The 15,286-nt window shown below is 47.4% G+C and carries 4 protein-coding genes; all 4 read left to right on the top strand.

The genetic code is table 11. The annotated features are described in order from the left end of the window. Positions 1-34: 34 nt before the first annotated feature. The 4 genes from AC58VC_RS04275 to AC58VC_RS04260 all read left to right on the top strand — a co-directional run bounded on the left by AC58VC_RS04275 (position 35) and on the right by AC58VC_RS04260 (position 15,266). Entirely contained in the window at positions 35-4,708 is a 4,674-nt protein-coding gene (locus AC58VC_RS04275) for a family 20 glycosylhydrolase (RefSeq protein ID WP_497367572.1), read from the top strand. An 86-nt stretch (positions 4,709-4,794) separates the two neighbouring features. After that, positions 4,795-8,055 carry a family 20 glycosylhydrolase gene (locus tag AC58VC_RS04270; RefSeq protein WP_497367571.1) on the top strand — a complete coding sequence of 1,087 codons (3,261 nt, stop codon included), beginning with the start codon at positions 4,795-4,797 and terminating at the stop codon, positions 8,053-8,055. 113 nt (positions 8,056-8,168) lie between these two features. Then, on the top strand, positions 8,169-11,348 hold the full coding sequence (locus AC58VC_RS04265) for a beta-N-acetylglucosaminidase domain-containing protein (protein WP_497367570.1): 3,180 nt from the start codon (positions 8,169-8,171) through the stop codon (positions 11,346-11,348). Positions 11,349-11,750: 402 nt separating this feature from the next. Next, a complete protein-coding gene (locus tag AC58VC_RS04260; protein ID WP_497367569.1) occupies positions 11,751-15,266 on the top strand; it encodes a LamG-like jellyroll fold domain-containing protein in 3,516 nt (1,171 codons plus the stop codon). The last annotated feature ends 20 nt before the right edge of the window (positions 15,267-15,286 follow it).

Here is a 15,286-nt window from a genome sequence, read left to right as displayed (position 1 = left end):
TTATGGCTCAAAAAACATGCAAAGAGGTGTAAAGATGAGAAAGAAAGTAAGTACGGTTTGTCTGCTTGCTTTACTCGTGTTCTCGCTGCCGCTCCAACCCGCTCAAGCAGCCGCTGCGGAGCCTAACCAGAAGCCAATCGTGATCCCTAGCTTGCAAGAGTGGACGGGGGATACAGGGACATTTACAATGGGCGATCATGCAAGGATTGTCATTCCGCCATCCAGTTCTTTGCAAAGCACGGCTGCTGTATTTCAAGAAGATTTGAAGGAAATCACGGGTCGCAATGTTTCCATTGTGCAATCGAATTCACCAGCCAAAGGGGATTTCTTCCTAACGTTGAACGAGCAAAACGACGATGCGATAGGAACGGAAGGTTACTATTTTGAAGTTGGCGATACGGTTAATATACACGCCAATACGACTACCGGTGTATTCTACGGCACAAGATCAGCACTTCAAATCTTGCAGCAGGATACGGCGAAGTCGAGCATTGTCAAAGGTATCGCGAAAGATTATCCCAAGTACAAAGAGCGCGGTTTCATGCTCGATGTAGGGCGCAAGTTTTTTACAATGGATTATTTGAAGGATTATGTGAAGTTCATGTCCTGGTACAAAATGAACGATTTTCAAATACATTTAAACGATAATGAAATTTTTAAAGACAACAGCAGAACGCATTGGGATAAATATTCGGCTTTCCGACTGGAAAGCACCAAATATCCTGAACTGACAGCCAAAGACGGTCATTACACGAAACAGGAATTCCGAGAGCTGCAGGATCTAGCCAAGGACAGAGGAATGACGATTACTCCCGAGCTCGATACGCCCAGCCATGCACTTTCCTTCACCAAAGTTAGACCTGATTTGGTCAAAGACACTCTTCCTGTTGACCATCTGGATATTACACGTCCGGAGGCGGTTGAGTTTGTCAAAGACGTGTGGAGCGAATATTTGGACGGAAATTGGTTTGATGCCAAAGAGATTCACTTCGGAGGAGATGAATTTGATCGGAACGATAAAACAACTGTAGAGGCGTACCGCCAGTATTTAAACGAGATCAATGCTTTTTTCAAAAGCAAAGGCAAAACGGCAAGAATGTGGGGCAGTTTGACATTCTTCCCGGGTACGACACCGGTGGACAAAGATATTACATTAAATGGCTGGAACAACGGCTGGCAGAATCCGATTGATGCCATCAACGAAGGCCGTAAAATCATTAACACGACGGACGGCTTGCTCTATATCGTGCCAAAAGCGGGTTATTACTACGATTATTTGAACACGAAGTGGCTGTATGAAAACTGGGAGCCTACTTATTTCAGTGGTTCCATGCAATTAAATGCCAACAATCCCAACTTGCTTGGCGGTATGTTCGCGGTATGGAACGATATGCTTGGCAAAAAAGTGAGCGCAATGGATGTGCACGATCGCGTAAAAGATGCGCTGCCAACTATGGCCGAGAAAATGTGGAGAGGCCAGTCCAGTGATGCGACCTATGACAAATTTCGCCAGTCTAGCGGTGTGATCGGGGATGCGCCTAATACGAACTTGCTGCATAAAGTCTTAACGCAGTCAGAAGCGGTCCTCAGCTATCCGTTTGAAGAAGGTAGCGGCCAATCGGCTGGCGATATGTCCGGCAATGGCTATAACGGTACTTTAAACGGTGTTCAGTGGACGAATGGAGTGACAGGGCAAGCGGCGCTGTTCAGCAAGCCTAGTGATCACATCACGACTGGGTTGACGTCAAAGGGGTTTCCTTGGACGGTATCGGCTTGGGTGAATATGACGGACAGCACGCAGCCGGAAGCCATTCTGCTCGAATCCGCAGATGCTTCGATTAAATTAAAGCAGAAGGAAACGGGCAAAGTCGGCTTCTCCCGTGAGGGCTTTGATTTCAGCTTCAATACGGCGATTCCGACAGGACGATTTGTGCATGTTGCTTTGAAAGGAGATTTAAGCGGGACGTCGCTGTTTATTGACGGGGAGCTGAAAGATAAACTGACGGAGACGACGCTGCTTCCTGCGGCTGTCGTAGGTAGTGCGACGCAGGCTTTCCAAGGTGCGCTGGACGATCTGAAAATCGTAGATCGCGCGTTGACAGGGAAGGAAATCGCGGTTGCTGCCGGCTCGCCGCCATGGACAATTAACATTGCGGCACGCCAGCCGGCAGTGGCTTCATCAGAGGAAGTTAATTATTTAACGGCAAACCTGGCTTTTGATGAGGATGAGTCGAAAAATTCCCGCTGGGCGTCCAAATATACCGATAACGAATGGATTTATGTGGATCTTGGTAAAAACTACGACCTTAACAAGGTCATTCTGAAATGGGAACCCGCATACGCCAAAGGGTATAAAATTCAAGTTTCGAACGACGCGCAGACTTGGAAAGATGCCTATACCACGAACGCAGGCGTCGGCGGTACGGAAGTCATTAAATTCCCTACAGAAAATGCCCGTTATATGAAAATGCAAGGCGTAAAAAGGGCTGGTACGTATGGCTATTCCTTGTATGAGTTCGAAGTCTATCAGCCGAATCCGAACGATACACCGATAACTGTACCGGTTCCCATTCGCTACGAGCAAACATTTGAGACGAATCAACTGGGCGGATGGCAGCACGTGATTGGGGCAGGAACAGGCAGCATGACGATTGTTGGCGATTCGTCCCAAGCAAGTCAGTATGCGCTGCAGCTGACTGCTAACAATACGAGCAATGTCTTTATTGATAAGAATTCACCGGACATCAAAGACGGTGAAATTGAATTTCAAGTTACGCCGACAAACACGGGTAATATTCGCTCAGGCCTCATATTCCGTTACACGAACAATGATTCGTGGGCATCGGTCGGTTACGATAACGGCAGTTGGTATTGGGTGAACGCCCAAGACAGCTATGGGCTGCTGACGAACAATGCGGCAGCTAAGCTAAGTAAAGGTGTCACTTCAACGGTTAAAGTCAAATTCGAAGGATCGCTAGTGACCTTGTTCGTGAATGGCACACAATATTTCGAAGGGAGCTTAGCCTCAATTCCGAATGTGGAAGGCAAGATGGGGGCTAGAGTGTTTGGGCCTACAATCGCTCAGTACGACAACTTTAAATATCGCAATAATGTGGCGGATTCGGTAGTAGCTGTAACCAGCGTTCAGCTGGATAAGTCAGCGCTTACGCTGAAGGAAGGCGAGACAACTGAAATTGCGGCTACGGTGCTGCCGAATAATGCGACCAATAAGCTTGTAACTTGGTCGAGCAGCGACGAAACCGTTGCGACGGTAGCGGCGATTGGTGGGAAAATTGTAGTTACTGCGCTGAAGGCGGGAATCGCGAAAATCAAGGCAACAACGACGGATGGCGCTTTTACAGCGGAGAGTACGATTACCGTAGAGGCCTTGTCGGGTCCTGGATTACGTGTCTTGACTTACAACATTCATCATGGAGCAGGGAAAGATAACATTGTAAATTTACCTCGTATTGCGGACGTAATTAAGAGTTTGAATCCGGATATCGTTGCTTTGCAAGAGGTGGATAAAAATGTCCCAAGAAGCGGCAATGTCGATCAGGCTGAGAAATTAGCTGAGATGACGGGTATGCATGCAACTTTTGGTAAGGCAATCGATCTGTCTGGTGGCGAATACGGAGTGGCGCTCCTCTCCCGTTACCCGATTACCTCAACGGAGAAAACATTGCTGCCGAATGCAAGCGGAGGCGAGCAGCGTGTTGTGTTAACGGCGAAAATTACACCAACCAACGGATTGCCTGAGTTTACGTTCACCGGCACACATCTGGAGTGGAACCCGAAAAGCATTCAGGCCGATCAAGTGAATAAAATTTTTGAACTTTACGGTTCGACTTCTCCTTACATTTTGGCTGGTGATTTGAATGCAACTCCGGAGTCAGACACGATCAAATCTTTAACGAGCAAGTGGACAGACGCTACGGCGCGTATTACGGATTGGACCAATGAAGAGGACGGTAAGATTGACTATATTATGTACGGACAAAAAAACCAATGGCGTGTTGTTAACGCTCAGGCCATTCAGGATGATGTCGCTTCTGATCATAGACCCGTTCTATCTGTTCTGGAATGGCTTGATTCACCGGTTGGTCCGGCAGCTCCCGGAACTACGCTTAGCGGTACGAACTCCGTTGTTGCAGGCAGTGAGTTCAAGGTTCGTTTCGGACTGCAGAATGTCACGCAAAGCGTGTACGGTCAAGATATCAACCTGAGCTATGACACGAACGTCATGGAATTTGTTTCAGCCAAGCCTATGAAAGATGGCATTAGCATCGTTCAATCGAAGGATCACGCAGGGACGCTTCGCCTTATCATCGCAAGCCAAGGAGCCGGCAATGCCGTAACAGGTACGGCTGAAATTGCCGAAATCGTCTTCAAGGCCAAGAATGTGAAGCAACCAGCTTCGGGTACGATCTCGGTAACAGAAGCTACACTCGGCGATGACAAGGGCATTGAAACGAAAGCGGACGCATCGTCAATCAGCATCGCTGTAACGACCGTACCGACAGGTATTCCTGGCGATGTGAATAACGATGGCAAAGTGAGCATCGGCGATCTAGGCTTTGCAGCGGCGAACTATGGCAAGAACGCAGAAAGTTCAGATTGGCATCAAATCAAACGCGCAGATATAAACAATGACAACAAGATTGACATAAGCGATCTTGCAGCCATTGCGAGCAAAATTACGCAATAAAAAGTAAATAGGGGGGGATGTACGTGGGCATCCTCCCGTTTTTCAACAATTTTAAATAAGGGGGAAATCGAGTGAGGTATTCTTTTTTGAAAAGAAGATCAATTATAGCGTTAGTCATTATCTCTCTACTATTTTCAATGTTTCAAATATCTTCCGTATCTTACGCAGCAAATGCGGCTCCTAATGTGGTGCCAAGCTTACGGGAATGGACGGGAGGAACAGGTGCATTTCAATTAAAAGATACATCGAGAATCGTTGTAGATGCCTCATATAGCGCAGAATTAGCGAGTACGGCGGCAGCTTTTAAAGAAGATTTGACGATAGTTACCGGAAAAGCAGTGGGCATTGTAAATGCGAATACCGCAAATGCAGGCGACTTTTTCTTGTCATTGAAGACGGACGACACGGGGATCGGCAATGAAGGATATGTGCTGGAAGCGGCAGCCTTCGTATCTATTAAAGCGCATACGTCCGGCGGCGTATTTTACGGAACTCGGACTGTGCTGCAAATCTTGCAGCAGGACGCTGCGCGATCCTCTATGCCTCAAGGGATAGCCCGCGATTATCCGCAGTATCCGCAGCGTGGCATCATGCTTGATGTCGGCCGCAGATATTATTCGATGACGTATCTGGAAGACACAATCAAAAGACTTGCCTGGATGAAGATGAATACCTTTACCCTTCACTTCAGTGAGTGGAACGGATTTCGCTTGAAAAGTGAAACGTATCCAGGCCTAGCTTCTCCCAAATCGTACAGCAGAGCTGATATCCAAAGGTTGACCGAAATCGCTGACCGCTATCACGTTCTGATCATACCGGAATTAGAAATGCCCGGTCATGCAGCGATCCTAAATAAATTCAACCCGGCGTTGAAATTCAGCTGCTCCTCCATGGATAAAGATACGACGGGCTGGAGCATTCCTCAGTTTACAGTCGATTATACGAAAAGCGAAACTCGCGCATGGATTAAATCGTTGCTCGATGAGTTTGTTCCTTTGTTTAAAGGGCCGTTTTTCCATATCGGCTCGGATGAAATTCAAACCGAAGCGAAGATGAATGCTTGTCCCGAGCTTGTTGCTTACAAAACGAATAACGGCTTGCCGAAAATCGGAGACAGCTTTATTGAATTTATTAATGAAATGAGTCAACATGTGAAGCAGCTCGGCAAAACACCGATGAATTGGAATGGCTTTGAAGACTATCATCCTAGCATCAGCTTGAATAAGGATAACGTCATTACCGTTTGGAGTGATGAAGGCAGCTCCTCGAAGCAAGCGATTGATTTCGCCAAAGAAGGTTATAAGGTTTACGCTTCTCCCGGGAACGTGATGTATGTAACCGCAGGACGCTCTCTTTTGCCGAATACAACATCCATGTACGAGACTTGGAATCCTTCTGTACATCCGAATATCATAGGTTACTTTCTATCGATCTGGTCGGATTACTGGGATCAAGTAAAGACACCGGATGGCAGGATCGGGTATGAAAGCGGAAGCTCGTTTAAAGGTGTAGAGGTTGGAGAAGGAGACTACGTGATTCCAGAAAGCAATTTCGAAGATGCAGCTAGAAAACCGCGCCAGGTACTCGCCGAAAGATTATGGGGAGGCCCTCGTTCCGCCAAGGTTGCCGATTTCTTCAACCGAGTAAATCTGATCGGAGATGAGCCAGCGGTTAGCAGCCCGGCGCCAACGGATCCACTTGGAGTAACTTCAATCAAAAATAATGAGCAGGGTACGGGTATTAACCAATTCTCTTATTCGAAAATTGGATCGGGTAACGGAAGCAATGGCTGGGTCGTTTCATCAGACAGTTATTCTGGTTTGACCGATAGCAATTTCCAGATGAAATTCGTTGGAACTCAGATCAACATATTTGGGGCTAAAGATCCGGGGCACGGCATTGCCGCTGTATCCGTAGATGGGGGGAGTGAAGTCGATGCGGATCTATATGCAACTTCCCGGCAAAACGGTTTTAACTGGTATTATTCACCTGTCTTACCGTTTGGCGAGCATACGATTAAAGTAAGAGTTTCGGGAAGAAAAAACAGCTCTGCATCCAATTTTTTTCTCTCACTTGAACGTGCAGAAGTCAATACGCGTGCGATCATTGAGAATGGAGTTGTCGGTGTAGACAACAACCAATTTAATTATACGGGTACATGGAATGGTGGCAATGAAAGTGCAAGCGCAACGACGGATGATTCCTACCAGATGAAATTTAACGGTAAGCAAATAATCCTGATCGGAACTAAAGCGCCCGGAGAAGGCATTGCAGGCATTTCCATTGATGGAGGTACAGAACGGATGATAGATCTGTATGCTTCTTCAACACAAACCGGAGCTACCTTATTCGCTTCCCCAGTCCTATCTTCCGGTCAACATGTAATAAAGGTTAGGGTAACTGGGGCCAAAAATATATCATCAACAGGTACTGTCGTTACTATTGACCGTGCAGAAATCGTCCCTGTAGATCAAATTGCTGTCAACGGCGTGCAGATGAACATGACGCAATTACTATTACGTGCAGGGCAATCAGGCGAGATTGAAGCGGTCATATCGCCGGTCAATGCAACGAACAAAAACGTGACGTGGAAAAGCAGCGACGAAACAGTAGCGACAGTCGCAGAGGGCGGAAACAGCAAAGCTGTGGTGACGGGACTTAAAGCGGGAAGAGCGGAGATCACGGCAACTACGGCAGAGGGCAACTTCACGGCTGTTAGTGAGGTAACGGTAGAAGCAGTTATTCCGGCAGCGCCTGGAACGACCCTTAGCGGAGCGGACTCCGCTGCCGCAGGCAGCGAGTTCACGGTCCGTTTCGGACTGAAGAACGTGACGCAAAACGTCTATGCGCAGGACATCCAGCTGAACTATGATGCCAATGTCATGGAGTTTGTATCGGCGAAGTCAACACAAGAAGGTATTAGCATCGTTCAGTCCAAGGATCAAGCAGGAACGCTCCGCGTTATTCTGGCGAGTCAAGGGGCTGGCCATGCCATTACCGGTACGGCTGAATTCGCAGACATCGTCTTCAAGGCGAAGAACGTGCAGGATGCGGCAGCTGGAGTGATTACGATCGCGGACGCAACGTTAGGTGATGACCAAGGGAACGAAACGAAAGCGGACGTATCTTCGATCACCGTCCGAGTTACGCCGATACCAGTTGGAACTCCGGGAGATGTGAACGGGGATGGTAAAGTGAGTATCGGGGATCTAGGTTTTGCTGCAGCTAACTATGGTAAAAACTCCTCAAGTCTGGACTGGAACCTAGTTAAACTCGCAGATATAAACCATGATAACGTGATTGACATCAACGATCTTGCGGCAATCGCGAGCAAAATTATTCAATAAGTTCAGCACGGTGTGAGCTTAGGGAGCTTCTCTCTAAGCTCGCTCCAATGCTTGGTTTTGATTGTTGAAGGAAAACGCCAGGAATCCCAATTTTATTGAAAGGGTGGCTTCATATGAATGTTAAAAAAGTGATTTTCAATGCTGGCCTATGGAGAAAAACAACAACTTTGTTTCTAGCAGCTGCCATTGCCGTTCCTTTGCTCAACGTACCGCTATCGCAAGCGGCAGAGACTGAGCCTGTTAGCAGCATTCCTGCGATTTCCCCTATCCCGCAGTCCGTTACAGCGAGAGGGCAAGGTTTCGCTATCCCTGCGGAAGTAGGTCTCATCACAGGCACCGGCACCGATCCAGCAGCCGTTCAAGCTGTGGAACGTATTTTGCAAAATGCGGGGGTTCAGAACATCAAGCGAGCAAGTGATAGCAGCGCCGTTCCTGATGCTCAGGTAAACGTCTGGGTTGGCGGACCTTCAGAGAATACGGCTTCCGGCTCCGTTCTGCAAAGTTTGGGGACGACAGGACCTGAAGATTTACAAGATGACGGATACGTGCTGGCTTCAGGCATTGATCAAACGGGTCACAAAAACATCGTTCTTGCAGGTAAAAATCAAACTGGCACTTTCTACGCCGCCCAAACACTGCGGCAGGTCATTGCTTCGAAGGATTCCAGTTATTCGATCCCGGGACTTACAGTCAGAGATTGGCCGAAAATGAGTTGGCGCGGATCGATTGAAGGATTCTATGGCGATCCATGGTCGCATGAAGATCGTCTCAATCAGCTGGCCTTTTACGGGGAGCAGAAAATGAATATGTACATCTATGCTCCGAAAGATGATCCGTATCACCGCGATAAATGGCGCGATCCTTATCCAGCTGATAAAGTAGCTCAGATTGGCGAGTTAATCGACAAAGCGAAGCAGGAGCACGTGGAGTTCGTATTCGCCATTTCGCCGGGTAACTCCGTCTGCTTTTCGGACAACACGGATTTCCAGGCTTTGACGGCCAAAGCGCAAGTGATGTGGGAGAAAGGTGTGCGTTCTTATGCGTTGTTCCTCGATGATATTAATAAAACATTGACTTGCAATGCGGATAGAACCAAGTTTAACAGCGATGCCAATCCGCCAGCAGCTGCGCAAGCTTTTCTGCTCAATCGGTTCAAAACAGAATTTATCGATACTCATCCGGGGGCTCACCGCTTGATCACAGTTCCGACGGATTACGCCAATATTACGACAACGACGTATATCAACCGTTTTTCAGCGCTTGTTAATCCGAGTATCATCGTACAATGGACGGGGTCGGCGGTCGTGCCAGCAGGCATTTCCGCAGCAGATGCCGATAAAGCCAAAGCGATCTACAAACACGACCTGTTGATCTGGGATAACTACCCGGTTAATGATTATGCACGGGATAAAATTTACTTAGGTCCGCTGTATAATCGCGATGCCGGATTAGCCGACCATGGCATTATCGGCCTAACAGCGAATCCGATGAATGAAGCGGAAGCCTCCAAAATTGCGCTGTTCTCCATTGCGGATTATTTGTGGAACCCACAAGCATACAATCCTGATAACTCTTGGCAGCTCAGCATAAAGAGATTAGGCGGTTCGGCTGCAGAAGCGTTAAAAACGTTTGCCGAGAATCACTATTCGTCGCCTCTAAATGCGAAGGAATCGCTAACTTTGCATCCGCTAATCGATAATCTTTGGACGGCATTTACGGGTAGTGGAAATATAACGGAAACCGTGAATCAATTAGTTTCCGAATTCACGAAGCTGCAGCAAACTCCCGGAATTCTACGCAGCACATTAGGGAACGCGAACTTTATCTCCGAGACGAATCTTTATTTGAATAAGGACGAATTGTATGGAAAAGCAGGCGCAGAAGCTGCTCAAATGCTGCTTTCCCAGAAGCGTAACAATAAGCAGCAGGCGGCAGCGCACAGAACGGCTCTGAATACGCTCAGAACGCAGATCAATGCCATTACCTTGGTTAAGGCAAATCAAGTTTTTGAAGACTTTTTCGCACGCGCTATCCGGGAAAATGACAATTGGCTAGGCGTTGTTCCCGCAACTCCTTTCCCGATTACGACAATGGGGACGTACCAGACGAATACGCCTGACAAAATGCTAGACGGAAATCTCAATACTTATTTCTGGAGCAATAGTAATCCGGCTGTAGGCGACGTGTTAGGTGTGGACTTAAATGAAGTGCGTAAAGTGACCAACGTGCAGGTATCGATGGGCAAGTCCAGCAGTTTGTCCGACTATATTCATCACGGGATACTTGAATATTCCGCAGACGGTGCGAATTGGACGCAGCTTGCCACTTTGGAAGAGCAATCGGAGATCAACGTTCCGGTTGATAGTCAAAAGGCACGCTTCGTTCGCATCAGAGTAACAGACACGCAAAATTTCTGGGTCATTGTCAGAGAATTCAAAGTAACATCTGAGGCGATACCCAAGGATCCTGCTGTCGTATTGGGGGGGAAAGATACCGCTGAGCCAGGGGAAACGTTTACGCTTCAGCTCGGGCTGGATCATGTGACACAAAGCGTATATGCGCAGGACATCTCTATGGCATACGACCCGAACGTAATGGAATTCGTCTCAGCGGAAACCATTCAGGACGGAGTTCAGCTGCTGGGAACTGTGAAGAGTCCAACTGGTAAAGTTCGTATGATCACGGCAAGCGAAGGCGCCGCACATGGTATTACGGGCAGCGCGCAGCTGCTGAAACTCACTTTCAAAGCGAAACTTGTGACGCAAGCGACGGAAGGGTTGATCACAGTTTCTGAAACGACTTTGGCCGATAGCCAGGGAATGGAAACAAAACTGGCATCATCCGCGATAGGCATACAAATCACACTACCTCCTGTTGATAAGTCGGATTTGAACGATCTTGTTCGTGAAGCTCAGACGGCACACGATGCGGCTATAGAAGGCACGCAAATCGGTCAATATCCGAGTGGTGCGAAACAGCTGCTTCAAGCAGCAATTGATGCGGCTAAGCTTGTGGCGAACAATAGCAATGCGACACAAGAACAAGTAGCTGCAGCTGTCGCTGACTTGCAACAAGCTTTCGATGCCTTTAAAGCTTCCGTCATAACGCGAGACAACAGTGATATCAACAGCGATGGAAAAGTGAGCATAGGGGATCTTGCAATCGTGGCATCCTTTTACGGCACAACATCGAACAGTCCGAATTGGGCGCAAGCGAAGAAAGCCGACATCAATGGTGACAATGTAATTGACATCGACGACTTGGCTGCACTTGCGACGAAAATCATAGAGTAAGAGTAGATTAAAATCTTCACTGAAGGGGCACGAACTTAAAGGCTTATGATTAAGTTCGTGTCTTCTTCTGGTTCTATTTTCACAAAAAAAATATAAAAAATGATTCCTCATACTCACTCATTCAAGCATAAGAAGATGAATAAAAACACATTGTGGGAGCTTTTGTCGAAAGCCTTGTCATCATATGTTTTCTCTAATAAAATAGCATATTAACTAGTTGTTATTTTGTGTATTTACATTGTTTTCTTTTGTAAATTCTTATTGAAAGCCTTGTTAATTCTTGTTCTCTCGAATAAGATCACAGTATAAATAGTTGCTATTATGTGCATTTATATTGTTTTGGTTTCGTAAATGTGTTGGCAAGCAGCAAAAACAATTCTTTTATTTCGGGAGGATGTCCAAGTGAAAGTAACGATTAAGCAGGTTTTCATGTCCACTTTAACAGCTACGCTTTTAGCAACTTCTAGTTTGTCGGTTACGCTGCCCTTTATGGCGCAAACCGCCTATGCTGCAGTCGCTGCTTCGGACTTTGCGCTTCAATTGAAGTTTGAGGACAATGCTGTCGACAGCTCCACAAACGCAACCAATGTCACAGCAGCAGGGAATCCGACCTATGTGTCGGGACGTGAGGGGAGGGCACTCAATCTCAACTCAACGAATGCGAACAGGCAATATCTGAATTTGGGCAAGCTAGCCAATCTACAATTCGGCACGAGCACTAACTTCACATTGGCCTTCTGGGTGAAATCACCTGGTGTGTCAAGCGATCCGCCGGTTATTGCTAACAAAAACTGGGCAAGCGGGAGCAATGTAGGTTATGCCTTATCTTTACAGCCAAACAATAGTTTGAAATGGAACTATAACACACAGGGCAGCTCGCGCGCGGATGCTGAGATTCCGAATGTAGCTGACGGGAAATGGCATCATATCGTTGTCTCTCATGATCGAACGACAGGACGTGCAGATTTCTATAAAGACGGAATACCTGTAGCGATTTCGGTGAAAACCGGCACGTTATATCAAAGTATATCGAGCAGTATGAATATTGCCGGCAGAGCGGGGACGATTGATTCGGGACTGTCCACGATGATCGGCAACGACGGTACAGGAGCTTACGAGGTAAGTACGTTTGATATGCAAGTAGACGAAATGCAGGTTATTAAAAGAGCTGTAACTGCACAGGAAGTCGGGGAAATGTTTAACAGTGCACCTCCGGTAGAGGTGAATGAGAAATTTAATGGCTCGCTGAACTTAATTGGCGCTGAACATGCTGTACAGGGGAGTACTTTCCGAGTCAATTTGGATCTTCGTACGCCAACGATGAGCACGGCGGTGGATAAATCAGTTATTGAGCTCGCTTATGACAACAACTTGTTCGAGTTTGTAAGCGCAACGAACGCGATATCGGCAGATACATCCACCCCGGGTATCGTAAAGCTGGCCATTCCGGGAGGCATCGTATACGGCCAGACCAATCCGCTGGAATACAGCAAGTCGAGAATTTCTGAAGTGTTTTTCAAGACAAAAGCTGAATCTGGACAAGGACAAATTCAAGTAAGCAAAGCAGAGTTTTATGCCGGAGCTACCAAATTAGTCAATGAAACCTTTAATTCGCAACCAGAAACGGTTCAAATCCATCCGAAAGCGACAGAGGATTTGAATAAGGACGGCGTCGTTACTGTAGGTGACCTGGCACTTGTACAAGGCAACTCCGCAGAATTGCAAAACGCAATTGCCGCCAATGCGCAGTATGTTCCTTATAAAAGGGTTGTCGTTATCGGCATGGATGGCGGCGGTTTGTCCGTGATGCCAAACGCGCCTTATTGGGAGACACCTAGCTCCTTGAAGGAGCAGGTCGGTAATAGGCAGATCGCACCTAATCTGCGGAGTCTAATTGAAAAAGGCGCTGCCAGCTACACGGCCAAAACGACACTGCCATCAAGCTCATCCCCCAATTGGGGCGCTATGTTGAATGGCGTTGACTTCAGCAAACATCAAATCAACAATACTGAAAGCGGACTCTTCTATTATTCCGAAACATCTCCTTATCCATCCGTCTTCAAAAAGGTACGTGAAGCACTGCCGGGCAAGAAAATGGTTGCTTTCGCGCAGTGGAAAAACATTTTGGACGGACATATCGAGCCTTCTGTTGGTGTTGAAGTTGGTACAGGAAACGATGAAGCAGATGCAGCTGCTTTCGCACAATATGTGGCTAGTGGAAAAGCGCTCGATACGTCGCTTATGTTCATCCAATTTGACGATATGGATCATGCGGGACATGGAATTGGCTTCTACACCAAGCAATATTATGAGCAGTTGACGAAAACGGATCTGAATGTAGGAACAGTTGTAAACTCTCTGCGTGATAAAAACTTACTAGACGATACGTTGATTGTCATGCTTCCTGATCATGGTGGGGGTACAGAGAACGCCAATACGACGCTGGGAAGCGCGACTTCACACGGTCAAGATTCACCACTGGCGACAACGATTTTCTTTGCGGCAAACGGAAGAACGGTTGCAACCGATACAGGCAAGGAGAAAATCTTGCAAGGTGGAACGACCAAAGATCTGGCAGCCACGGTATTAAAGGCATTAGGCATTAACGGAACAATCGGAGATTCGCAAGGGATTAACGGTATGTTCGTGGCACAGAAAGATCAGAACAAAGCGGATGCGCCAAATCTACAGTTGATGAAAGTGGTAGCTCAAACAACGCAGCAGCTTAAGTATTATGAGCTCGCTATTAGTAATACGACGTCCGCTGCCAAAGCAATGGACATCGTTGTAGCGACGAACGGGCTGAACGTAACTGCGGTAGAATCCGTTCAAGAGGGCGTGAAGGTGCTCAGAAGTGAATCGGCTAACGGACGTACGAGAGTTGTGCTCAGCGTAGACAACGGCATTACACCGGATGCAGCTTTGCTGAAACTCCAAGCGACACAGCAAGATGAGTTTGCCTCTGCCTCGTTGGAAACAGCTGTAGTTGCCAATGCTCAAGGCCAGGAAGCACTGCCGAATTTGAAGAGTGCGGTGCGTGAGGATACAACGGTGCAAATTCCAGTCACGGGATTGCAGCTCGATAAATCATCTGTCACGGTCAAACAAGGGCTGACGACAGAGTTGACTGCTACTGTATTGCCAGTGAATGCGAGCAACAAGAACGTAACTTGGAGCAGCAGTGATGCTTCTGTAGCGAATGTAGAGAATTTAGCAGGCAAAGGGATTGTAACCGGCATAAAGCCAGGGACGGTTACGATTACAGCCACGAGCGTTGACGGCGGCCTTAAGGCGACAAGCCAAGTGACGGTAGAAGCAGGCGTGCCTTCAAGCGCGGAGACGACGCTGAGCAGTGTTTCTTCTGTCACTCCGGGAAGTGAATTCGTTGTTCATTTAGGGCTGAAGAATGTAACGAGTCAAGTTTATGCCGAGGATTTTGTGCTGAATTATGATGCGAGCCTAATGGACTTCGTGTCGGTCAAATCAGTGAAAGATAAAGTAAGCCTCGTTGAATCCAAGAATACGTCAGGTCATTTACGTCTTATTTTAGCTAGCCAAGGACCAGGGAACGCTATTACTGGCGATACACCATTGCTTGAATTAACGTTCCGAGCGAAGTCGATCTCGCAGTCGGCGTCAGCAGCGATCGCTGTGGCAAGCGCTACGTTGGCTGACGGCACAGGCGCAGAAGCAACTGCAGCAGTGTCGACGGTAGGGGTGAATATTACGGTTGGCACCTCAGGCGATATCAACCATGACGGTAAAGTAAGCATTGGTGACCTTGCTTTTGCAGCTGCACATTATGGTAAAACAACAACAAGTGCAGATTGGCAGGAAGTGAAGGCAGCCGATGTAAACGGCGATGGCAGCATTAATATTGATGACCTCGCAGCGATGGCGACAAAAATCTTAGAATAACTGAATAGTGTGGAGATCGG

The sequence above is a fragment of the Paenibacillus sp. J22R67 genome, from assembly GCF_059692175.1.
Note: the sequence above shows the minus strand (reverse complement) of the source record. Positions and strands in the feature narration are given on the sequence as shown.

What these genes read in the sequence shown, in the direction of transcription:
- AC58VC_RS04265 (WP_497367570.1), top strand. Translation starts at nt 8,169, where the DNA reads ATGAATGTTAAAAAAGTGATTTTCAATGCTGGCCTATGGAGAAAAACA.
- AC58VC_RS04275 (WP_497367572.1), top strand. Translation starts at nt 35, where the DNA reads ATGAGAAAGAAAGTAAGTACGGTTTGTCTGCTTGCTTTACTCGTGTTC.